Source organism: Campylobacter sp. P255 (genome assembly GCF_003627915.1).
Classification (GTDB): Bacteria; Campylobacterota; Campylobacteria; order Campylobacterales; family Campylobacteraceae; genus Campylobacter_D.
Map to the genome: position 1 here is coordinate 51,601 of NZ_NREN01000009.1, position 21,690 is coordinate 73,290.

General features: G+C 31.6%; 22 protein-coding genes and 1 tRNA gene. 13 read left to right on the forward strand and 10 right to left on the reverse strand.

Annotated features, from left to right (window positions below; all coding sequences use genetic code 11):
• Nucleotides 1-113: 113 nt before the first annotated feature.
• From CKA54_RS05740 to CKA54_RS05750, 3 genes are all read right to left on the reverse strand, one after another.
• Nucleotides 114-189 (reverse strand) — tRNA-Val (locus CKA54_RS05740).
• Nucleotides 190-235: 46 nt separating this feature from the next.
• Nucleotides 236-1,426 (reverse strand): replication-associated recombination protein A, encoded by a 1,191-nt coding sequence (locus CKA54_RS05745; RefSeq protein ID WP_043020316.1) that lies wholly within the window; start codon nucleotides 1,424-1,426, stop codon nucleotides 236-238.
• A complete protein-coding gene (locus CKA54_RS05750) occupies nucleotides 1,423-2,601 on the reverse strand; it encodes a DUF945 family protein (RefSeq protein WP_120760664.1) in 1,179 nt (392 codons plus the stop codon). The genes CKA54_RS05745 and CKA54_RS05750 overlap by 4 nt, the downstream gene beginning before the upstream one ends.
• A 132-nt stretch (nucleotides 2,602-2,733) precedes the next feature.
• Here CKA54_RS05750 and glmM point away from each other — a divergent pair, with 132 nt between their 5' ends.
• The 3 genes from glmM to hemJ are packed head-to-tail and all read left to right on the forward strand — an operon-like array spanning nucleotide 2,734 to nucleotide 4,968.
• A complete protein-coding gene (glmM, locus tag CKA54_RS05755) occupies nucleotides 2,734-4,071 on the forward strand; it encodes a phosphoglucosamine mutase (protein ID WP_120760665.1) in 1,338 nt (445 codons plus the stop codon).
• A complete protein-coding gene (gene lspA / locus CKA54_RS05760; protein WP_043020313.1) occupies nucleotides 4,064-4,525 on the forward strand; it encodes a signal peptidase II in 462 nt (153 codons plus the stop codon). Before glmM ends, lspA begins: the two co-directional genes overlap by 8 nt.
• Entirely contained in the window at nucleotides 4,519-4,968 is a 450-nt protein-coding gene (gene hemJ, locus CKA54_RS05765) for a protoporphyrinogen oxidase HemJ (RefSeq protein WP_039664719.1), read from the forward strand. Before lspA ends, hemJ begins: the two co-directional genes overlap by 7 nt.
• A 19-nt stretch (nucleotides 4,969-4,987) precedes the next feature.
• Here the strand turns inward: hemJ and CKA54_RS05770 are convergent, their stop codons facing one another.
• Entirely contained in the window at nucleotides 4,988-6,325 is a 1,338-nt protein-coding gene (locus CKA54_RS05770) for a coproporphyrinogen III oxidase family protein (RefSeq protein ID WP_120760666.1), read from the reverse strand.
• Between the two features lie 75 nt (nucleotides 6,326-6,400).
• Here CKA54_RS05770 and CKA54_RS05775 point away from each other — a divergent pair, with 75 nt between their 5' ends.
• The gene (locus CKA54_RS05775) at nucleotides 6,401-6,592 is read left to right on the forward strand and encodes a mini-MOMP protein (RefSeq protein ID WP_120760667.1); all 192 of its coding nucleotides are present in this window, start codon (nucleotides 6,401-6,403) and stop codon (nucleotides 6,590-6,592) included.
• 115 nt (nucleotides 6,593-6,707) lie between these two features.
• On the opposite strand, the gene CKA54_RS05780 is transcribed toward CKA54_RS05775, so the two are convergent.
• The 5 genes from CKA54_RS05780 to ccoG form a co-directional block, all read right to left on the reverse strand.
• Nucleotides 6,708-8,150, reverse strand: coding sequence for an efflux transporter outer membrane subunit (locus CKA54_RS05780; protein ID WP_120760668.1), 1,443 nt, complete (start codon nucleotides 8,148-8,150; stop codon nucleotides 6,708-6,710).
• Complete coding sequence (locus CKA54_RS05785; RefSeq protein ID WP_120760669.1) at nucleotides 8,143-11,265, reverse strand: efflux RND transporter permease subunit; 3,123 nt, start codon at nucleotides 11,263-11,265, stop codon at nucleotides 8,143-8,145. Before CKA54_RS05785 ends, CKA54_RS05780 begins: the two co-directional genes overlap by 8 nt.
• Nucleotides 11,265-12,362 (reverse strand): efflux RND transporter periplasmic adaptor subunit, encoded by a 1,098-nt coding sequence (locus CKA54_RS05790; RefSeq protein WP_120760670.1) that lies wholly within the window; start codon nucleotides 12,360-12,362, stop codon nucleotides 11,265-11,267. The genes CKA54_RS05785 and CKA54_RS05790 overlap by 1 nt, the downstream gene beginning before the upstream one ends.
• 85 nt (nucleotides 12,363-12,447) lie before the next feature.
• A complete protein-coding gene (locus tag CKA54_RS05795; RefSeq protein WP_120760671.1) occupies nucleotides 12,448-13,068 on the reverse strand; it encodes a TetR/AcrR family transcriptional regulator in 621 nt (206 codons plus the stop codon).
• A 1-nt stretch (nucleotide 13,069) separates the two neighbouring features.
• Nucleotides 13,070-14,440: a cytochrome c oxidase accessory protein CcoG gene (gene ccoG / locus CKA54_RS05800; RefSeq protein ID WP_120760672.1), complete on the reverse strand. Its 1,371-nt coding sequence runs from the start codon at nucleotides 14,438-14,440 to the stop codon at nucleotides 13,070-13,072.
• Between the two features lie 184 nt (nucleotides 14,441-14,624).
• Between ccoG and rpsU the strand changes: the two genes are divergently transcribed.
• From rpsU to CKA54_RS05845, 9 genes are all read left to right on the forward strand, one after another.
• Entirely contained in the window at nucleotides 14,625-14,837 is a 213-nt protein-coding gene (gene rpsU, locus CKA54_RS05805) for a 30S ribosomal protein S21 (protein WP_002780697.1), read from the forward strand.
• 42 nt (nucleotides 14,838-14,879) lie between these two features.
• Nucleotides 14,880-15,494 carry a LysE family translocator gene (locus tag CKA54_RS05810; protein WP_120760673.1) on the forward strand — a complete coding sequence of 205 codons (615 nt, stop codon included), beginning with the start codon at nucleotides 14,880-14,882 and terminating at the stop codon, nucleotides 15,492-15,494.
• A gap of 64 nt (nucleotides 15,495-15,558) precedes the next feature.
• The gene (locus CKA54_RS05815) at nucleotides 15,559-16,176 is read left to right on the forward strand and encodes a UPF0323 family lipoprotein (protein ID WP_120760674.1); all 618 of its coding nucleotides are present in this window, start codon (nucleotides 15,559-15,561) and stop codon (nucleotides 16,174-16,176) included.
• 14 nt (nucleotides 16,177-16,190) lie between these two features.
• On the forward strand, nucleotides 16,191-17,363 hold the full coding sequence (locus CKA54_RS05820) for a glutathionylspermidine synthase family protein (RefSeq protein WP_120760675.1): 1,173 nt from the start codon (nucleotides 16,191-16,193) through the stop codon (nucleotides 17,361-17,363).
• On the forward strand, nucleotides 17,363-18,295 hold the full coding sequence (locus tag CKA54_RS05825) for a D-2-hydroxyacid dehydrogenase (protein ID WP_120760676.1): 933 nt from the start codon (nucleotides 17,363-17,365) through the stop codon (nucleotides 18,293-18,295). The genes CKA54_RS05820 and CKA54_RS05825 overlap by 1 nt, the downstream gene beginning before the upstream one ends.
• Entirely contained in the window at nucleotides 18,285-18,776 is a 492-nt protein-coding gene (locus tag CKA54_RS05830; protein ID WP_039664708.1) for a YajQ family cyclic di-GMP-binding protein, read from the forward strand. The genes CKA54_RS05825 and CKA54_RS05830 overlap by 11 nt, the downstream gene beginning before the upstream one ends.
• Nucleotides 18,773-19,252 carry a hypothetical protein gene (locus CKA54_RS05835; protein WP_120760677.1) on the forward strand — a complete coding sequence of 160 codons (480 nt, stop codon included), beginning with the start codon at nucleotides 18,773-18,775 and terminating at the stop codon, nucleotides 19,250-19,252. Before CKA54_RS05830 ends, CKA54_RS05835 begins: the two co-directional genes overlap by 4 nt.
• Nucleotides 19,253-19,260: 8 nt before the next feature.
• On the forward strand, nucleotides 19,261-20,973 hold the full coding sequence (locus tag CKA54_RS05840; RefSeq protein WP_120760678.1) for an ATP-binding protein: 1,713 nt from the start codon (nucleotides 19,261-19,263) through the stop codon (nucleotides 20,971-20,973).
• A 67-nt stretch (nucleotides 20,974-21,040) separates the two neighbouring features.
• Entirely contained in the window at nucleotides 21,041-21,460 is a 420-nt protein-coding gene (locus CKA54_RS05845; RefSeq protein WP_039664705.1) for a DUF2874 domain-containing protein, read from the forward strand.
• 33 nt (nucleotides 21,461-21,493) lie between these two features.
• Here the strand turns inward: CKA54_RS05845 and CKA54_RS05850 are convergent.
• Nucleotides 21,494-21,690 (reverse strand): methyl-accepting chemotaxis protein (locus CKA54_RS05850; RefSeq protein WP_120760681.1); only part of this gene is annotated, 197 nt, incomplete at its 5' end.

Sequence of the window (21,690 nt, forward strand, 5' to 3'; positions counted from 1 at the left end):
AGATTAATTATAATATCTTAAATTTTTTTCTTTCCACCTTTTTCTTGTGTTTTATAGAAATATTTATGGAATATTTTTATATGAATGCTTTTAAAATCGAAAGAAATAAAAAATGGTGGCTCCGATTGGACTTGAACCAACGACCACCACCATGTCAAGGTGGTGCTCTACCAACTGAGCTACGGAACCTTAAAAATGAAAATTATATAAAAATATTTTTACATTGTGCTTAAAATCACTTTTTAACTCTTTTCATATCATTTAGCCATAAGTCTAGCTGTGCTTCAAAACCTATGCCTTTGCTATGATAAAATTTCAAATCTTTTTCTAGATATCTTTGTTTAACCCAACCCCCAAAATCATGCGGGTAAAGGTAGTTTTTTCTTTGTGGGTTGTTATTATCAAGATAAGGGAGTATTTTTAATGCAGGGTTGTTTTGTACATAATTTAGTGCTTCATTTATAGCAAGATAGCTTGAGTTTGACTTAGGCGAACTTGCTAAAAACACCACACATTGTGCCAAGATGATCCTAGCTTCAGGATAGCCTATGTTTTTTACTGCTATGAGTGTGCTTGTGGCTAGGTTAAGTGCTTGTGGGTTTGCATTTGAGATATCTTCACTTGCAAATATCACTAATCTTCTAGCGATAAAATCCGCACTTTCGCCCCCATCGATCAACCTCGCAAGATAATACAAACTCGCATCTACATCACTTCCTCTTAAGCTTTTTATCATAGAACTAGCTAGTCTATAGTGTGTGTCTTTGCTTGAAGTACCATCGCTTAAAACATTTGCTCTTAATTTTTTCAAAGTTTCAAGTGTGATATGAGTGCTATCTAAAGCCAAAGCAAACTCACATAAATTTAAAAAACTTCTTGCATCATTTGCACTAGAAGTGATCAAAAAGTCTTTGGCATCATCATCGATTTTGCATTGGAATTTTTCTTGTACCTTTGTGGCAAGTTTTTCTAAGTCTTTATACTCTAAACCTTTAAATTCAAAAAGCATACTTCTGCTTCTTATACCTGAAGTTAAAGTAAAGTAGGGGTTTTCAGTGCTTGCACCTATGAAAAGGCATTTTTGATTTTCCAAAGGGATCAAAAGCATTTCTTGTTGGGTTTTTGAAAGCCTATGCACCTCATCGATAAAGATCAAAGGTTTATATAAAGAATTTTCATATTTAGTTAGTATTTTTCTAAGCTCTTCAAGTTTAAAATTCCCTCCATCAAACTCATAAAAGTCGAGTTTGTATTCATACGCTATCGCTCTTGCAAAAGAAGTCTTTCCACAACCTGCTGGGCCAAAAAATACACTATGAGGAAGCTTTGAAACTTGTATGAATTTTTTAAAAATTTCTACTAAATTTTCTTGTCCTAAAACCTCATCTAAAGTTTTAGGACGAAAAGTTAAACTTAAATTTGTCATTGTGGATTTATGGTAAGTCTTTCACCATTGATAATGGTAGTAACATCGCTTTTGTTAGTATCATCATAGATAAAATCAAGCATATAAGTGCCATTTTTATCTACAAAATAATTATCAAAGTCTCCAAAAATAGACCAAATTTGGCTTGGAAGAATTTCAGTATTTGCGTGAAATTGTGATTTGATGTTGTTTTCTGTGAAAATGGCTTGTCCATTCGCATCAAATTTTTTACCATCTTTATCAAAACTAAGGTTGTTTAAGATGATTTCAGGATTTGCTTTTAAAAATTGACTTGTTAAAACCATCATAGAGAAAATATCCATATTTGAATTTTGCAATAAACTATCATAAGCTTTTTTTGAAAGATTGTTGAGATTTAGTTCTAGTTTGATGTTATTTAAGGCTAGGTTTTCCTCATCTTCTAGGTTAAATTTAGCAAGATCAAGTTTTAAAACACTATCATAATCACTTTGTGCATTAGGTGCGGTTCTTGCAAAAACTTTTAACTTATCAAGATCAAAAATGCTATGGCTTTTAAAGCTGATCTTATCAATGCTTATGTTTTGTTCGCTATTTCTGCTAGGAGTGAAGATATCACTAAAGCTTAATTTAGCTAAAGGAAATTCAGAAATTTGCATATTTTGAATTTCTAGTTTTTCATCGTGTGAAAGCTGTTTTACTAAAATATAACCCAAATCAAGTTGCATATGCTTTACAGATTCAGTTGTTGCTGTGATTTTAAAAGCAGTGTTGTTGATGATTAATTGTGCATTATCATGCGTAAAGTTAATATCATTAATTTTTGCATTTATCGCTATATCATCGCCTTTTGCGCTAACTAGAATTTTAAAAATTTCTTCATTTGGGAAGATATTTTTTAAATCTTCATTTTCATTTAAGACAGAAATAACAGCATTGTTACTTGCAAAGAAGTTGTTTGAGAAATCTACGTTTACTTTAAAAGTATAAGGCAAGTCATTAAGCTGGGCTAGGAAGCTACCTTTAGAATTTAAAAAGCCTTTGGTATAATTTACATCTTCAACATTGTAATAATCAGTGTTTTGACTCATTTGAGCAAAGATTTTTTCATTGATAGAGTTGATATAAAAAGTTGTTGCGAAAAACGCTACAAGTAGCAAAACCACTACCACAACACCCGCGATAATTTTCTTCATTTATTTTCCTTATGTGAAATTTTAAAAAATTATATATTTTTATTGCTAACTAATGTTTATAAAATTTTTGCATTTATGCATTGCTTAACTTTTTTTTCTATAATTGCACTACTTAAAATCAAAGGTTAACAAATGAAACTTTTTGGAACAGATGGAGTACGCGGTAAAGCGGGTGAATTTTTGGATTCGTTTTTGGCGATGCGTTTAGCTATGGCTGCTGGAATTTACTTTAAAGATAAGGCTATTACAAACAATATCTTAGTTGGAAAAGACACAAGAAGAAGTGGCTATATGATAGAAAATGCTATCGTTTCAGGACTTACTTCGATAGGTTATAATGTGATAGAAATAGGTCCTATGCCAACACCTGCCATTGCGTTTTTAACTGAAGATATGCGTTGTGATGCGGGGATCATGATATCAGCTTCGCATAATCCTTACTATGATAATGGTATTAAATTTTTTGATGCACATGGAAATAAACTTGATGAACAAGCAGAAGCAAAAATAGAAGAAATTTATTTTAATGACAAACTCATTGAAGAAGCAAGAACAACAAAATCACAAATTGGTCAAGCAAAAAGAATTGATGATGTGATAGGAAGATATATTGTTTCTATAAAAAATTCTTTTCCTAAAGAGTTGACTTTAAAGTCTTTGCGTGTTGTGCTAGATGTGGCTCATGGGGCTTCTTATAAGGTTGCACCTACGGTTTTTAAAGAGCTTGGCGCAGATGTGATTGTGATCAATGATAAGCCAAATGGTTTAAATATCAATGAAAATTGCGGTGCGTTACACCCTTTAAATTTAGCTTTAGAAGTAAAGAAATTTAGAGCAGATGTGGGCTTTGCTTTTGATGGAGATGCGGATCGTTTGGTCGTTGTAGATGAAAAAGGTGAAGTGGCTCATGGAGACAGTCTTTTAGGTGTTTTAGCTTTGTTTTTGAAAAAACAAGGCAGATTAAAATCAAGCGTAGTAAGCACGATCATGAGTAATGGTGCTTTAAAAGAGTTTTTAGCTAAACATAAAATCACGCATGAAACTTGCAATGTGGGCGATAAATATGTGCTTGAAAAGCTCAAAGAATGTGGCGGAAATTTTGGCGGGGAGCAAAGTGGACACATCATTTTTAGCGACTATGCTAAGACCGGAGATGGTTTAGTAGCGGCGTTGCAATTTAGCGCTTTGATGTTAAGTGAGAAAAAAAGCGCGAGTGAAATTTTAAATCAAGTCAAGCCTTACCCTCAACTTTTACATAATCTAAAAATTTCAGAGAAAAAAGACTTAAGTAAACTTGCAGGCTTGGAAGAGTTGAAAAAAGATTTAGAAAAAAAAGGAATTTCTAGTTTGTTTAGATATTCAGGTACAGAAAATTTGATACGCTTATTGCTAGAGGCAAAAGACATTAAGCTTTTAGAAAAAGAAATGAAAGTCGTAGAAGGCTTTTTTATGAAAGCATTGAATGCATAAAAATTTGTCTTTAAAATTTTGTTTTGTTTTTGCTTTGGTTTTTATACTAGATCAAGCAAGCAAGTATGTATTTTTACAAGGACTTGAATATAAGGGCGAATTTTTTGACTTGGTTTTAACCTACAATACAGGTGTGGCTTTTTCGATGTTTGCCTTTTTAGGAGAGTATTTAAAATACATACAACTTGTTTTTATACTAGCTTTATCGGTGTATTTGCTTTACCAAAAAGAATTTTTAAAAACCCATTTAATCGCTTTTGCGATCATGCTTTCTGCTGGATGCTCAAATTTACTTGATCGCTTTGTGCATATAGGTGTGGTGGATTTTGTGTTTTGGCATAAGTGGTTTGAATTTGCTGTATTTAACTTCGCTGATGTGATGATAAATATTAGCGTGGTCTTAATTTTAATCAAAGAAATCTTTAATAAAAAAGGAGAAAAACAATCATGTTAGATTTTTTAACTGACTGGTATTTGTGGATTAAAATGGTGCATTATTTAGCTTTTGTTTCGTGGATGGCGGGTTTGTTTTATTTGCCAAGACTTTTTGTCTATCATGTCGAACATAAAGACAATAAAGGCTTTGTAGATGTAGTAAAAATTCAAGAAAGAAAATTGTATTTTTACATTCAAACTCCTGCGATGGTGGTGACTTTGATCACGGGTAGTTTAATGCTTCATGCTAATAAAGCTTTGATGGTTGGTTCAGGTTTTATGCATGCTAAATTAACCTGTGCATTGCTTTTGATCATTTATCATGTGCAAAATTATTATTATTTAAAACAACTTCAAAATGATAAATGTCAAAGAAGTGGAAAATTCTTTAGAGCATACAATGAAGTACCAACGGTGTTGTTTATCATCATTGCTATCATGATGATAATAAGACCATTTTAGTAAAAGCCTTTTAAGGCTTTTACCCTTTAAACTCCATACTTTTAAAATCAAGCGGATCGACATTTTCTTGCATGATGTTAATGCGTTCTTTATCTTGTAAGCGTTTATCATCTCTAAAAACTGCACGCACTAAATCCATACCCGTATAAAAATCTTTCATCAAAACCATAAATAAATAACGCCCAAATTCACTTGTGTATAAAGTGTTGTTTTCTTTTTTTATAGCTTTGCTTAGTTTAAGACCTAAAAGCTCTATAAAAAGATCTTTTTCTAGGTTGCATTCTAAGGTTTTATTAAATTTATCGATCTCGATTTTACCGGCAAACATTTCGGTTAAAAAGACATACTTGATGATTTCTTTTCTGCTAAAATTAGCTTTAGCGATATTAGCATTTTGCTTTTCTTTGATGAGTTTAGAATAATCATTTAAATTAAAAGCATTGATCAAAAGTTCTCCATCTAAAAAGCTAAAAGCCCCACTTCCTACACCCAAATATTCATGGTGGCTGCTTACATACTCATCGTTAAAGTTGCTTTTTTCTAAAGAAAATGACCATGCATTATTTCTTTCATAATCTTTGAAAAAATCTATAATGATTTTATAAAATTCAAACTCATTATCTTTAAAACTTACTCCTAGAGTTTTTGCAATGTTATCTTTTGTGAGGTTTGACTTCATTAGAGGGTAGGTTGTGATTTGTTGAGGTTTTAGGCTTTTGGCTATTTCTAAATCATTGAGTAATTGTTCCTTAGTTTGGGAAGGAAAATTAAAAATCAAATCAATACTCATGATAGGAAGCACTCCTATGGCCTTAGAAAGCTTTTCTTGAAGTTCTTTGCTAGAGCCAAATTTATGGTATCTTGCTACTTTTTTTAAGGTATCATCATCAAAGCTTTGTATACCACAGCTTAAGCGATCTATCAGCCCTTTAAACATTTCTAATTTTTTTGGGTCAATATGATTTGGATCGGTTTCGCAAGAAATTTCTTTGATGTTAAATAATTTTTTGCAAAGCTCTAAGGTTTTAGCGAGTTCTTCTTCGTTGATTAAAGTAGTGCCACCACCTACATACATAGAAGTAAAATCAAATCCTTTGTCTTTGATTTGTTTGATTTCTTCTCTTAAACTTTCAAAATATCTTTTTGCTAAGTCTTCGTTATAATAATACTTATGAAAACTACAATATGGACAAAAAGTATGACAAAATGGTATATGCGCATAAAGCATATATGATTTTTTGGGATTTACTTTTTTTTCTTGCCCTTCTTTTAAAAGTTTAACATCAAAGCCATTTTCTAAAGATTTTTGCATAGCTTTGTGTGAGTAAGAAAGAGCTAGGTTTTGTAAAAAATTCATATTTTTCCTAAATTTTCATTTTGTAGTTATTTAAAAAGACTATAATTGTATCATAAATTTTATAAAGGCTTTGTGATGAAACATATTTTTATTACTTTTTTTGTGCTTTTGATGGGTTTAATGAGTGTGGCAAATTCTGCCCCTTTAGATGAAATTTTTCAAGATGTTAATGTTTCAGGTAGTATGTATTATCGTTTTGAACATAATAGTCCAAAAGATAGGGGCAATAACAACTCTAATCAAAGAATTCAAATTCAAATGCATTGATGATTTTATGCAATTTTGCAAACATAAACTAGTTTGTGCCTTAGATTTTTATTAATGTAATATTGTCATTATATCGTAGATGATAATAGCTCAAAAACAACTAAGCCTTAAAGGCTCAGTTGTTATAAAAGTTTTCTTTTAAATTTTCTTCCATAGCTTTGATGTTTTCTTTTGACTCTTCTTTGGCGTTAAATCCTCCACCAAAAGCTTTCATAACATCTACAATGGAATTTGCAAGTTCATAAGATGAGTTAGTATAAGAAAGTTTAGCATTTAAATACGCTCTTTGATCTTGTAAAAAATCAGACAAGTTAATCGCACCTGCTTCATATCTTAAACTAGCAATATCATAAATTTTGCTTTGTGCTAAAAATAAATTCTTGTAATTTTGCTCATTTTCATAATAACTTTGGCGATTAAATAAAGCAAGTCTTATTTCTCCAAAGGCTGTTTTTAGTGTATTTTCGTATTGTAAAAATGCTTCATCTTTGGTAAGTTTTGCGATGTTGACGTTATTTGCGATTTCACCCCAGTGGAAAATAGGCATTGCAAAATTTCCAGCCACATTCCATGTATTGCTACCATGTTTGACTAAAAGATCTAAATCATTACTTTGAAAACCTAAAAGTCCTGTTAAAGAAAGATTTGGTAAAAATGCAGTTCTAGCTACTCCAACAAGATAGTTTTTTTCCTCAAGGGTTTTTAAACTAGCTTGGATATCAGGTCTTTGTAGTAAAATTTCACTACCTATACCTTCAGGTATGCTAAGTTCGTATTTTCCTACTTGCTTGTATTCGATACTATTATAAAGTATATCATCAATGTTGTTCGAAGTTAAAATTTTCAAAGCTTTAGTGTAAGCTTCTTTTTGAATTCTAGCATTGGTTAGTAAAATTCTTGAATTTTCAAGTTCTGCTTTAAATTTATTAAGTTCGTATTCGCTAATGACACCGATTTTATAGTGTTCGAGTTTTAGCTCATAGGTTTTTTGATAACTTTGTGCAGTTTCTTCTAGAATTTTGGTTTGCTCACTTAAACTAGCTAGGTTAAAGTAGGTCTTTGCTACATTGGAGATCAAGCTTAATCTTGCGCTTTCATAGTCAAACTCACTTGCTTGTAGTTTAGCTTTTGAAGCGCTGTAAGTATCTCTGTATTTGCCCCATAGATCGATTTCGTAGCTTAAATTTAAGCCCATGTTGAAGTCATTTCCATAAACAAAATCATTGCTTTTGTTACTTGGTGCATTAATGCTAGTTTTTGCTCTTGCTCCACCTGCACTTGCATCTAGTTTTGGCAACAATTCACTTCTAGCAATGCCTAAAGTTTCATAGGCTTTTTGCAAATTAATATATGTAATTTGCAAATCATTGTTGTTTTTTAAAGCCTGGTCTACTAAAGCATTTAAATAAGTATCATTAAAAGCTTTCCACCATTGTTTGTTGATACTTATGTTTTGATCTAAACTTTTAGTATAGTTAATATCTTTAATTTCTAAATTAGGTTTTAAACTGCAACCTGCTATTAAAAAGCAGCTTGCAAATATCATTAATTTACGCATGAGTTTTTCCTCTTTTTTCATCAAGCCATTTGTTAAAACTTTCTAGTATATAGAAAAATAAAGGCACAAAGAAAATAGCAATGGTAGAAGCTGCTATCATACCACCGATGATACCAGTACCTATTGCATGGCGGCTTGCACTTCCTGCACCATAAGCAAAGTAAAGTGGCAAAATACCGCAAATAAATGCCAAAGAAGTCATAACAATAGGTCTAAATCTTAACTTCGCTGCACTGACAGATGCTTCAAAAATACTTTTTCCTTTTTTAAGATGTTCTTCCATTGCAAACTCAACGATCAAAATCGCATTTTTAGCAGAAAGTCCTATGAGCAATAAAAGTCCCGTTTGAAAATATATATCATTTTCTAATCCTCTAAAATATACAAACAATAACGATCCAAATACCGCAAAAGGCACAGCTGTGATAACTGCTAAAGGCATGAGCCATCTTTCATACTGAGCTGCTAAGATTAAAAACACAAACAAAAGTCCTAGAATAAATGCGATTTGTCCTGCACCACTGCTAGTAACTTCTTGATAAGCAGAACCTGACCAAGCGATAGAATAATCTTCGCTCAAAGTTTCTTTTGCAACTTGTGCAATAGCATCGATTGCTTGTCCTGAGGTATATCCTGGCGCAGGATCACCTTGTACTAGTGCTGATGGGAACATATTAAAACGTTTTACATCATCAGGCCCAACTCCTCTATGAAGCGTTAAAACGCTATCTAGAGCTATCATTGATCCATCTTTTGATCTTACATAGATGTTTTTTAATGCATTTTGAGTATTTCTAAAATCTCCTATGGCGCTGATATTAACACGATAATTTTTTCCAAGCATAGAAAAATCATTTACATAATAAGTTCCTATGGTGGCATTAAGCGTGCTAAATACATCTGCTAAATTCAAACCATAAAGTTTTACTTTATCGCGATCTATTTCTAGTTTTAACTGAGGGAAATTGGTATCTAGCGTTGTTCTTACGTTGGATAATTCCGGACGTTTATTGGCCGCTTCTACTAGTTTATTTACATCAGCTTGAATTTCATCATAGCTTTTACCGCCACGATTTTGCGCATACATTTCAAAACCACCGGTTAAACTTAAGCCTTGAATTGGCGGTGGATTTACAAAGAAAGTTTGGAAGTTTGGATTTAAGAAGTAGTTTTGGTTGTAAGAATGCACCATATCAAAGCTACTTACATCTCTATCACCCCAATCTTTTAAGTTGACAAACATTGCGCCAGAGTTTTCTTTTAAAGAACCGGTAAATAAATCATACCCTATTAGTCCAACAATGTCAGTTACATTTTCATTTTTTCTGATTTCTTCACTCATTCCATCCATAGCTTGGGTGGTTCTATTAAGTGAAGAAGCTGCAGGTAAATTTACAACGGTTAAAAAGTTACCTTGATCTTCAGGTGGTACAAGTGAGTGAGGCACGAGTTTAAAAAGACCATAAAGACCAACTAAAAAGATACAATAAATAATCACAAAACGTATAGTTCTTTTTAAGATATAAGCAACCCCAGCACCAAAAACCTTAGTTGACCAATCAAAAATATCATTAAATCTTTTTACCAAATAAAACGGCTGACCTTCATTTCTTTTTAAGAAAATAGCACATAAAGAAGGTGTGAGTGTTAAAGCTACAAAACCTGAAATGATAACAGATATCGCAAGGGTAATAGCAAATTGTCTTTGAATTTCTCCCACAAAACCCGATATAAACGAAACAGGTATAAATACTGCACACAATACAAGAACGATCGAAACAACCGGTGCAGCAACCTCATCCATCGCTTTAATCGCTGCATCTTTAATGCTAATGTTTGGATCTTCATGCATGATCCTGTCGATGTTTTCAACCACAATGATGGCATCATCTACGACAATACCAATGGCAAGTACTAAAGCAAAAAGTGTAAGCAAGTTAATACTAAAACCTAAGACATATAATCCGGCAAAAGTCCCTAAAATAGATACTGGCACAGCGATCATTGGTATGATAGTAGAGCGGAAATTTTTTAAGAACAAATACATTACGATAACAACTAAGATCAATGCTTCAAAGAAAGTTTTTACCACTTCTTCAATAGAAGCTTTAATAAAAATAGTCGTATCATAAGGAACTTTGTAAGCTAAGCCTTCAGGGAAGTTTTTTGAAAGTTCTTCAAATTTGGCTTTTACTAATTTAGCAGTGTTAACCGCGTTTGCTCCAGTTTGCAAGAAAATCAATATAGGTGTAGCGTCATTTCCGTTTAATCTACCTTTGAAAGTGTATTCTCTTGACCCTAAAGAAACTTCAGCAACATCTTTAACTCTTAAAAACGAACCATCGCTATTAGCTCTTATGATGATGTTTTCAAATTCTTTGGTGCTTTTTAATCTTCCATGCATAATAACAGAATACACATAAGGAGATTTTTCTGCAACAGGTTCTTGTCCTATTTTACCGGTAGCATATTGTGCGTTTTGTTCATTGATCGCAGCGATAACATCGGTTGTAGTAACTTGGTATTTATTTAACAAATCAGGATTTAACCAAATTCTCATAGAATAGTTTCTAGAACCAATTGCTACAGCATTACCAACACCTGGAACCCTAGCAAGATCATCTAAAATATTTAAAGCAGCATAGTTGTATACTTCAAGTGAATCCATAGAGCCATCAGGAGAGTATAAAGTAGCAACTTCTAAGATACTAGATCCGGTTTTTCTTACGCTAACACCTGTTTTTTTAACATCTTCAGGTAATTTAGCAGTTACAGCTGAAATTCTGTTATTAACATCAACTGTTGCTTGATCAGGATCGGTTCCGATATCAAAATACACACTTAAACTCATGTCGCCTGAAGAGCTTGAGGTTGATTCCATATAAATCATATTTTCAACCCCATTGATCGCATCTTCAAGAGGGATAGCCACTGTTTGTGCCACTGTTTGTGCATCAGCACCAGAATAATTAGCACTTACTTTTACAACAGGAGGTGTTAAAGAAGGGTATTGTTCAACAGGAAGTGAGTAAAGTCCTATAATACCCGTTAAAGAAATAATGATAGCGACAACGGAGGCAAATACAGGCCTTTCTATAAAAAATTTAGAAAACATTATTTATTCTCCATTACGCTAACACTTGCACCAGGGCGAATTTTTTTGAAATTATTTAAGATAACTTTATCTCCATTTTTTAACCCCTTATCGATAATGGCTTTGTCAGAAGTTTGATAGATAACATTCACAACAGTTTTTGCCACTTTTCCATCAACTAAAGTATAAACATAAGTAGAGCTATCATCTTGTAAAAGAGCAACTTGAGGAATTTCAAATCCATCTTTTTGGACAAAACCACTTACATGGACATTAGAAAAAGATCCAGGCATTAAGCTTGAGTTGTTGTTATCAAAGATTGCTTTTGCTTTTACACCACCACTGCGTGTATCTATTACGCTATCTATAAAATATAATTTACCGTTAAATAGCTCACCACCAACATTGGCTTGCACTTGGATGTTTTCTAGCTGCCAATTACCGCTTTGGACATTTTTATTCATATTGATTTTATCTACATCAGAGATGTAAAAGTCTGCAAATATAGGATTGATATTAGTAATACGCACCAACTCCGTAGCAGAAGCATTTACATAATCACCCACATCCATTAAAGCATCGCCTAAAACTCCATCAAAAGGAGCGCTTACTGTAGTGTATTTAAGATCTAATCTTGCGCTAGCAAGCTTTGCTTCAGCGCTTTTTAGGTTGGCTTTGGTTGAGTTGTATTTAGCTAAACTTGCGTCAAATTCTTTTTGTGAGATGGCGTTTTTTTCTATTAAAATTTGATCTCTTTTAAAGTTTTTTTCCGCATCAGTAAAATTTGCTCTAGCGACTAAAGCTTCACCATATGCCATGTCAACATTTGTTCTGTATTTATCAGGCTCTATAAGAAAAAGCTTATCGCCTTTTTTTACAGCTTGACCGCTTTTGAAGTATTTTGCTTTGATTTCACCGCTTACCTTTGGCTTGATGATTACATCTAATTCCGTGCTTAATCTAGCAGGATAGCTAAATTCTAAAGGTAAGTTAGCACTTTGCATTGTCATAATACTAACAGGTTGAGGAGGAAGTTGTTTCACCTGCACATTTTTCTCATCCGAGCATGCTACAAAAATTAATGAAGCACAAGCTAGAGTTAAAAGTTTTGTTTTCATTGTTTTCCTTAAGTTATTTGATTAGCTAAACAAAAAAGTAATTTGTATTACAAAATTATATCTTTAATATTGTATCAAGCTATAGTTAACTAAAATTAATAAGTCCTTGTGTAAATAGCTTTACAATCTTTTTAGCGTGTAATTCTTGCTCTTTTTTATTCATAAGGATTTTATTTTCAAAGGTGCTTTGCATAAAAAAAGTTCCTCTAAGCATTGCGCAAAAAGTATAGCTTAAAAATTCAGCATTTTCAGCTAGACGAGAGTTTTCTTCTTTTAATCTTTTTTGAAGGACATATTCAACATCTTTTCGGTTGCCTTCTTTAAACCATTTTCCAAAATCAAATTTATCATTATATATTTCAGAGTATAAAAGCCTTACGATGGCGATGGTTTTGCTATCGTTGAAAATTCCTATATAAGCTTTTGCAAATTGGTATAAAAATTCTTCCAAATCAGCATTAGCAGAAACTTGCATATTTTTTTTCAATATCGCAAGAAAATGATTTTCTGCAAAATCATTTAAAACAGCTTCAAATAAACCTTCTTTGCTTTTAAAATGTTCATACACACAGGAAAAGGAGCCACCTGCTTGCTTGATAATATCTTTAAGATTAGTAGCTTCGTAGCCATTTTTTAAAAATGACTCCGCAGCAATTTGTTTGATTTTTTCAAGTCTAGCTTGAGATTTCATAGAAAGTTTTTTCATTTTAGTTTTTTTGCTCTAAAATTGAATTTTTAGGATACACGAAATTACTTTCTCTTGTAACGGCGATATTTTTATCATCAACCGCATAGGCTTTTATGGTTAAAGGTATGATCGTATCTTTTCTGTTATTATCAGCTAGTTTTTTGGTAGCTTTTAATACCACAATATGTTTGTTTTTTTCTCCTGCTTTGAGTGTGAAAGATTTTTTAGGTCTTACGATCTCTAAACCATCATCAATGCCTTGTAATTTTACATCAAAATAATACTCATGGGTTTTGTTGTCAGTATTTTGAAATAAAAACACATAAGCATTTGTGATCAATAATTCTCCATTGTGAGTTTTTCTTACTTGATACAATTCACTAGAACGATTGATATTTAAAAGCATGTTTTCTTTTTTACTACCCATTAAAACCAAGGCGATGAAAACCCCACATAATACTACTAAATATCCAATAGTTCTAAATCTAAAGTATTTAACTTTTTCTCTTGTTTCGATTGCCTTTGCACTTGTCCAGTTGATCAAACTAGGGCGATCAAATTTAGCTTGGACTTTAGAGCATGCATCAGCACATTCAAGACAGTTAATGCATTCAAGTTGCATACCAGCACGAATGTCTATATGAGCAGGACAAATTTTTACACAGGCTTCACAGCCTATGCATTCACCTTGTGGTGGTTTTTTATAAAGTTTAGTATGCCCATCATAAATAACCCCACCTCTTTTATCATCATAAATAACCTGAACAGTGTTGTTATCAAACATTACAGATTGTATTCTTGCATAAGGACACACATAAACACAAAATTTTTCCCCTAAATACACTATATCAAAGGTAAAAGCCAAAGAAGCACATAATAAAATTCCTAAAAGCAGTAAATGCTCACTAGGGTTTTGGATATAAACAAAGAAATCTTCAGGCGGAACAAAATACCACAAAAACGCACTCATCATTAACAAAGAAAAAAGATAAAAAATCACAACACTTAAGGTTTTTTGTATCAAAAAACCATCGGCTTGTTTTTGTTTATTTGCAGTGCTTTTGTGAATTTTAAAAATTTTAGTTTGTAGCAAATCCCTGTAAATCACTCTAGCTATGGTTTGAGGACAGGTCCAAGCACACCAAATTCTTCCTGCTAAAGTCGTGACAAAAAGTATAGTCAAAAACATTCCTATAATAACAAAAGGCATTAGGTAAAGTTCTTGGGTATCAAAAGCGATAAAAAATAAATTAAGTTTTTTATGGTCAAAACTTAGCAAGAAAAAATGATTGCCGTTGATTTTGATAAAAGGTAAGGCTATAAAAATAACCATCGATATAATATAAGCAATATATCTTTTTTTGGTATAGTTTGTGATACAAGCACTCATTATATTTCCTTAAAAAATGTTTTTTTAATTGTAGTACTAGAAAAATTAAACCAAACTTTGTCGTTGTTTGTAATTTTATATTTAATTTTTATTTATATAATTATTACAAAAATAAACTTTATTTTCAAGTGATTTTATGGTATAATCGCTTCTTTAATTTTATTAAAGAAAGGTGGTGAGGGTCGTGCCAGGAATTAAGGTACATCCTAATGAGTCTTTTGATGAAGCGTATAGAAAATTCAAAAAACAAGTAGATAGAAATCTAGTTGTTACTGAAGTTCGCGCTAGAAGATTTTTTGAGCCTATGACTGAAATTCGTAAAAAACAAAAAATTTCAGCTCGCAAAAAAATGCTTAAAAGACTTTATATGCTTAGACGCTACGAGTCAAGACTCTAATACCAACAAAAGCCGAGTAATCGGCTTTTCTACATTTAGCTGATGTTTCTTTGGGCTTTAATTATTCATTTTTTTGGACTTATTTTACCAGGACCTGATTTTTTCTTAATAAGCTCTTATGCTTTAAGAGAAGGGATAAAAAGTGCTTTAAAAGCTAGCTTGGGTGTAAGTTTAGCAATGAGTGTTTGGATCATACTTTCCATACTTGGCCTAAGTGTAATTTTTCATCAATTTCCATTTTTGCAAGTTGTTTTATCTAGCTTTGGAGCGTTTTATCTTTTATATTTATCTTATGTGATTTATAAAAATGCGAAAAATGGCAGTATAAAAAAACAAAATACAACTATTACTCCATTTTTAAGCGGAGTTATTACAAACTTATCTAATCCTAAGGTGATTTTTTATTTTGCGAGTGTGTTTGCGAATTTTAATTTTGCACAAATGCAATGGATGGTGCTTGTTTTGGTACTTATTTTAGTTTTAGAAACGATTGTTTATTTTTCTTTGGTTGCTTTGTTATTCTCCAAAGCTTTTATGATGCGTTTATATGAAAAGAATTTAAAGTTAGTTGATTATACTAGTGCTTGTATCTTTTTTGCTTTTGCTGTTTTTATTTTGATTCAAAATTGCTTGTTGATGATAAATCAAGTCAATTAATTTTTATTAATACTTTTTTTGTTAAAATCTTATTAAGTTAAACTTATAAATTATAGGAAAGATTATGAAACACATTAAAACTATACTTAAGCTTAGTATGATCAGTGGTATTGCTGCTATAAGTGCAGGTGCTTTAAGTGCGTGTAGTAGTAATACAAATGATTCAAATAATGCTTTAAGCCAAGCAGCTAACACTCAAGGTGCTTTTGTTATCATCGAAGAAACCGCACCAAATCAATACAAAATCAAAGATCAGTTTCCAAGTGATGAAACAAGAGTGGTTTTAAAGCAGCTTGATGGCCAAGAAAGAGTTTTAACTAAAGAAGAAATGGACAAACTAATCCAAGAAGAAGCTGCTAAAATAGACAATGGTACTTCAAATTTAACCAACCCAAACAATGCTCAAATGAGTAGTGGTGGACTTTCTTTGGGCGAAACATTGCTTGCAAGTGCAGCGGGAGCTATTTTGGGAAGTTGGATAGGATCAAAGCTTTTTAACAATCAAAACTTTGCCAACCAACAAAGAGGAGCATTTTCTAATCAAAGTGCTTATCAAAGAAGTGTTAATAGCTTTAACAAAGCAAGTACAAGTGCTACTTCGGGATCTAGCGCTAAAAAATCTGGTTTTTTCGGCGGTGGTTCTAAGGCGACTTCAAGCTCTTCTAGCTCATTTGGATCTTAAGGTAAGGTGGAAAAATGAATTTTTTAAAAGTAAATCCTTTAGAAAAATCTTACTTGGATCAAATGGGTTTTTCATGGCATACTGATAAAGATGGGAGTGATTATTTAGACCCTAATTTAGTATGTGTAAAAGAAAGTGAGGCAAATGCTTATTATGATGCGGTAAATGAACTTTATGATATGTTTGTTGCAGCAGCACAAGAAGTGATTGATAATGATCGTTTTGATGAACTTGGAATTCCTTTTAATCTTGTAGAAGCTATTAAAATGAGTTGGGCAAATGATGTGCATTGGCATTTATATGGTAGGTTTGATTTAGCAGGTGGACTAGATGGAAAACCTATAAAGCTTATAGAATTTAATGCTGACACTCCTACTTCATTGTTTGAAAGTGCTATTTTACAATGGGCGATTTTAAAACAAAACAATCTAGATGAAAGTTCTCAGTTTAACAATATATATGAAGCTTTGAGAGATAATTTTAAAAGACTTATTACTTTAGAAGAAGATGTAAGTGAATTTGAAAGATATTATGAAGGCTGGAAGATATTATTCTCATCTATTGCAGGAAGTGATGAGGATATGATCACCACAAAACTTTTAGCACACATTGCCAATGAAGCAGGTTTTGAAAGTGAGTTTTCTTTTGTCGATGAGGTGGAATTTTCGCCTGAGGGTGTATTTAAAAATGATGTTAATTATGAATACTTTTTTAAACTTATTCCTTGGGAAAGTATCGCCATAGAAGAGGGAGAGCTTGCTATGCTTTTAACCCAAATCATGCAAAATCAAAAAGCGATTATTTTAAATCCTGCTTACACTTTACTTTTCCAAAGTAAGGGTATTATGAAAATTTTATGGGAGCTTTACCCAAACCACCCTTTATTGTTAGAAACAAGTGATCAACCATTGGTTGGTAAAAAATGTGTTAAAAAGCCTGTTTTTGGTAGAGAAGGGGCAAATGTTTCTATTATAGAAGCTAATGGAGATGTGAGTTTTGAAACAAATGGAGATTATCAAAACAACCGTTTTGTGTATCAAGAATTTGTAGATTTTAACCAAAATGAAAATGATTATTATCAAGCTGGAGTTTTCTTTGCGTATGAAGGATGTGGACTAGGCTTTAGAAAAGGCGGTTTGGTGCTTGATAATTATTCTAAATTTGTAGGACATATCATAAAAGATTAATGAAAATAGTATGCTTAGATGCCGCTACATTAGGCGGAGGGGATTTATCGGATTTTAAAAGTGTTGGAGAATTTATAAGCTATGAGCTTACTCCTAAAGATGAGGTCATCTCAAGAATAGCTGATGCTGAAGTAGTGATGATCAATAAAGTCATCATTGATAAAGAAGTCATTGATCAAACTAACTTGAAGTTGATTTTGCAGCTTGGCACAGGGGTTAATAATATTGATGTAGAGTATGCAAATTCTAAAGGCATAGTGGTAAAAAACGCAGCTGGATACTCTACAAAAAGTGTATTAAGTCATACTTTTGCTTTGCTTTTTGCTTTTTTAAATCAAATTCCATATTATGATCAATGGAGCAAAGATGGATTTTGGACAAAAAGTACGATGTTTACTGATTTTAGCAGGATTTTACATACTTTAACAGGCAAAAGACATGGTATTATCGGACTTGGTGTGATTGGTAAAGAAGTGGCTAAAGTATCGCAAATGTTTGGTTCTAAAATTTGTTACTATTCAACTTCTGGAGCAAATTTTAATAATGAGTATGAAAGAGTAAGTCTTGAAGAGCTTTTGAAAACTTGTGATGTGATTAGCATTCATGCACCTTTAAACGACAAAACTAAAAATTTATTGACAAAAAAAGAATTGCTGCTTTTAAAAGATGAAGCTATTTTGATTAATGTGGGGCGTGGTGGGATCATCAATGAAGCAGACTTGGCACAAGTTATGAATGAGAAAAATATTAGAGTAGGGCTTGATGTGCTTGAAGTAGAGCCTATGATCAAAGATCATCCATTGCTTAGCATAAACAACAAGGAAAATCTAATCATCACCCCACATGTAGCATGGGCAAGTCAAGAATCGATACAAAATTTAATACAAATTGTATTTAATAATCTTAAGGAGTTTATGGAAAATGGCAAGTGAACATAGTTTTGATATTAGCGGTGAAATTGATAAACAAGAGCTAAAAAATGCTTTAGAGCAAGCCAAAAAAGAACTTGATAGCAGATATGATTTAAAAGGTATCAAAAGTGAAATAGAACTAAATGAAAAAGAAAGTGTATTTAAGCTTATTTGCTCTAGCGAAGCAAAGCTTGAAGTGCTTAAGGATATTGTGATTTCAAAGTTAATCAAAAGAGGGATAAATCCTAATGGCATTAAAGAATTAAGCAGAGAAAGTGGAGCTAATTTTAGACTGAATTTAAAAGTTAACGATGCTATTGATACAGATAGTGCTAAAAAAATCAATAAAGCCATTAAAGATAGCAAGCTAAAAGTAACTTCGAGTATCAGAGGTAATGAAATTCGCGTAGTTGGAAAACAAATTGATGATTTGCAAAATGTAATGAAAATAGTAAAAGAACTCAATTTAGAGCTTAATCTTAGTTTTAAAAATCTTAAATGAAAAAAATACACCAACTGATTTTTTTAGGCTTTGTGTGTGTTGTTTTGGGTGCATGCGCAATGAAAAATAAAACACATACACAAAGTGCTTATATTGTTTTAAAAACGCCACAAATTAAATTTGCTGATTATGGTTTTTTAAACAAGGGGAGTCATCTTACAAAGTTAGAATTTTATAATGCTTCTAAGGTTTTGTTTGAACTAAAAATCACGGATCAAATTTGCATTAACAGTGTTTGTTATGCGAAAAAAAAATTCAACCAAAGATTTTTTAACAACGCATACTATGAAGATTTTTTAGAGGATATAATTCATAAAAAACCAATTTTTTATGGAAAAAATAAAAAAAACCATTCTTGTGGTTTTAGCCAAAAAATATCTAGCAAAAATTATGATATTTCATACGAAGTCTGTGACGAAAGTATTAATTTTAGTGATATAAAAAATAAAATAAAACTCAGTATAAAACCAATATAAAGGAAAATATGAAAGATTTAAAACTTTTTCTCAATGATACTTTTAAAAGCACTATTTATAAAAACTTACAATGTAGTGAAGATGAAATTTTAATACTAAAGCACTTGTGTAAAAATTATCTACAAGCTAGTGTGAGTATGAATGTTTATAGTCTTCTTAGTGAAGTTTTTAAAAATGATGAATATGAGTATTTAGATCATTTAAAAGATCTTAAAAGTCTTATAGAGAAGGGTTTTATAGTTCAAATTTTTTCTGATTTTAAAGCGAGTAAAAACTCTAGTTTACTTTTAAATTTATTACAGTGTGATGTGAGTTTGAGTGAAGTTTTCTTGCAGGTTTTAGAAAATAAAACTATACAAGATTATATGCAAGATGCAATTTATGAAGATCATATTGCGTATTTGAAAGATGAATTTTTTAAAATCGAACTTTATCAAAGACTGCGTTTTTTTGCAAAAAGCAACCAAAGCAAAAGCATAAAAAAAGATATAGCAGTGTTTGAATCATACATTAAAGAGCGATTGAAAAAAAGTAAAATTCCTAATGTTTTAGCAGAGATTTTTAAAGAGTATGCTTTAAATGATAAAGAATGTTTGATATTTATTAGTTTGCTAAAAGAAGAATACTTGCTTAATACAGAAAATTCTTATAGCAGAGATTATAATTTTTTATTGCACTTAATTAGTGAAAATGATACGCAAAAAGAAGAAAATAAAGCTTTATTGGAAGAAGATTCTAAGTTGTTAAGTTCTAATCTCTTAGAGTATGATGAGTTTGTGAATTCTTTAGGGGATATAACTAAGATATTTTATTTAAGTGATGATATCCTACAAAGAATCATTAACTTTAAAGAGCCAAAGAAAAATAAAAAAATTAAATTGCAAAATTTAGTAAAAAGTCAGGATATATTTGAACTGATTGAACCAAATATTAATATAGACGATGTGATCATGCCACAAAGCACTAAGGATTTGCTAGAAAGCATACTAAAACAACAGGATAAAAAAGTTTTAGAAAGACTAAATAAATGGGGTATTAAGACCAATAAAAACATAGAAGCTAAGATTATCTTTTATGGTCCTGCAGGTACAGGCAAGACTATGAGTGCTTTAAGTATGGCAAAGGCGATGAAAAAATCGATTTTAAGTTTTGATTGTTCTAAAATTTTAAGCAAATATGTAGGCGAGAGTGAGCAAAATGTAAGAAAAATTTTTGACACCTATAAAGAGCTTTGTCAAACAAGTAAACAAAGTCCCATTTTGCTTTTAAATGAGGCTGATCAGTTTTTAAGCACAAGGGTAGAAAGTAGTGCTGGCGCAGATAAAATGCACAATCAAATGCAAAATATCTTTTTAGAGCAAATTGAGCGTTTTAGCGGGGTTATAATAGCTACAACCAATTTTTTAGAAAGTTTAGATGTGGCTTTTTCAAGAAGATTTGACTATAAAATAGAATTTAAAAAACCAAACCACGAGCAACGCTTAATGATATGGCAAAAAGCCCTGCCTAAAAATGCTATTTTTGATGATATGTTTAATCTAGCTAATCTAGCTTCATATGAATTAAGTGGAGCGCAAATTGTAATGGTGGTAAAAAATACAGCGCTAAAAGCAGCTATTTCTAAAGATGGTGTGTTTAAAATGAGCGATTTTTTACAAACTATCGAAAAGGAAATAGAATCATCATTTGATAAAAACAAAGTCGTAGGATTTAAAAATTAAAAAATTCACATAAATTTCACAAGCGTTTAATATCATTCTTTCAACTTTTTAATTTAAAGGAGAAAAAATGAAAATGAAATTAATGTTAGCTAGTTTAGTTTGTGCAAGTTCTATGTTTGCGGATATGATCGTTAGTCCAAGTGCTTTACCTCAAAAAGCTCAAGAATTTTTAAATACACATTTTAAAGGTGTAAACGTGGGTTATGTAAAGCAAGATGTTGATTCATACGAAGTAAATTTAGTAGATGGAACAGAAATTAATTTCATCATTAATGGTGATTGGAAAGAAGTTGATGGTAAATACAAAGGTATACCAACTGGTTTTATCCCAAAAGAAGTAATGACTAAAGTACAAGCAGCACAACCAAATGCAGCGATCGTAGAAGTAGATAAAAAAATCAACGGTTACAAATTTAGAACCAACAATATGATGGAAATTTATACAGACTTTAAAGGTAATATCTTAGGTCAAAAATTCGACGACTAATCATTAGCAAGCTAAAAGCTTGCTAACAATCAATTAAAACTTTTTCTTTCTAGCATCTTCTAAGATATCATTAGCTATTTTATTAACATTATCAGATATAGCTGCACTATCTTTAGCTATTTTTAGATTTTCTTGTGTTACGCTATCAATTTGAGCTACAGCATCATTAATTTGAGTAATACCTGTAGTTTGTTCTTTAATACTTTCACCCATTTCATTGATAGATTGAA

Excerpts from the sequence above, each read along its gene's own strand:
- CKA54_RS05835 (WP_120760677.1), top strand. The coding sequence starts at position 18,773 with ATGAAAAAAATACACCAACTGATTTTTTTAGGCTTTGTGTGTGTTGTT.
- CKA54_RS05745 (WP_043020316.1), bottom strand. The coding sequence starts at position 1,426 with ATGACAAATTTAAGTTTAACTTTTCGTCCTAAAACTTTAGATGAGGTT.
- CKA54_RS05750 (WP_120760664.1), bottom strand. The coding sequence starts at position 2,601 with ATGAAGAAAATTATCGCGGGTGTTGTGGTAGTGGTTTTGCTACTTGTA.
- hemJ (WP_039664719.1), top strand. The coding sequence starts at position 4,519 with ATGTTAGATTTTTTAACTGACTGGTATTTGTGGATTAAAATGGTGCAT.
- CKA54_RS05840 (WP_120760678.1), top strand. The coding sequence starts at position 19,261 with ATGAAAGATTTAAAACTTTTTCTCAATGATACTTTTAAAAGCACTATT.
- CKA54_RS05825 (WP_120760676.1), top strand. The coding sequence starts at position 17,363 with ATGAAAATAGTATGCTTAGATGCCGCTACATTAGGCGGAGGGGATTTA.
- CKA54_RS05820 (WP_120760675.1), top strand. The coding sequence starts at position 16,191 with ATGAATTTTTTAAAAGTAAATCCTTTAGAAAAATCTTACTTGGATCAA.
- CKA54_RS05845 (WP_039664705.1), top strand. The coding sequence starts at position 21,041 with ATGAAAATGAAATTAATGTTAGCTAGTTTAGTTTGTGCAAGTTCTATG.
- ccoG (WP_120760672.1), bottom strand. The coding sequence starts at position 14,440 with ATGAGTGCTTGTATCACAAACTATACCAAAAAAAGATATATTGCTTAT.
- CKA54_RS05785 (WP_120760669.1), bottom strand. The coding sequence starts at position 11,265 with ATGTTTTCTAAATTTTTTATAGAAAGGCCTGTATTTGCCTCCGTTGTC.
- CKA54_RS05815 (WP_120760674.1), top strand. The coding sequence starts at position 15,559 with ATGAAACACATTAAAACTATACTTAAGCTTAGTATGATCAGTGGTATT.
- CKA54_RS05795 (WP_120760671.1), bottom strand. The coding sequence starts at position 13,068 with ATGAAAAAACTTTCTATGAAATCTCAAGCTAGACTTGAAAAAATCAAA.
- CKA54_RS05830 (WP_039664708.1), top strand. The coding sequence starts at position 18,285 with ATGGCAAGTGAACATAGTTTTGATATTAGCGGTGAAATTGATAAACAA.
- CKA54_RS05810 (WP_120760673.1), top strand. The coding sequence starts at position 14,880 with ATGTTTCTTTGGGCTTTAATTATTCATTTTTTTGGACTTATTTTACCA.
- CKA54_RS05780 (WP_120760668.1), bottom strand. The coding sequence starts at position 8,150 with ATGCGTAAATTAATGATATTTGCAAGCTGCTTTTTAATAGCAGGTTGC.
- glmM (WP_120760665.1), top strand. The coding sequence starts at position 2,734 with ATGAAACTTTTTGGAACAGATGGAGTACGCGGTAAAGCGGGTGAATTT.
- CKA54_RS05790 (WP_120760670.1), bottom strand. The coding sequence starts at position 12,362 with ATGAAAACAAAACTTTTAACTCTAGCTTGTGCTTCATTAATTTTTGTA.
- lspA (WP_043020313.1), top strand. The coding sequence starts at position 4,064 with ATGCATAAAAATTTGTCTTTAAAATTTTGTTTTGTTTTTGCTTTGGTT.
- CKA54_RS05770 (WP_120760666.1), bottom strand. The coding sequence starts at position 6,325 with ATGAATTTTTTACAAAACCTAGCTCTTTCTTACTCACACAAAGCTATG.
- CKA54_RS05775 (WP_120760667.1), top strand. The coding sequence starts at position 6,401 with ATGAAACATATTTTTATTACTTTTTTTGTGCTTTTGATGGGTTTAATG.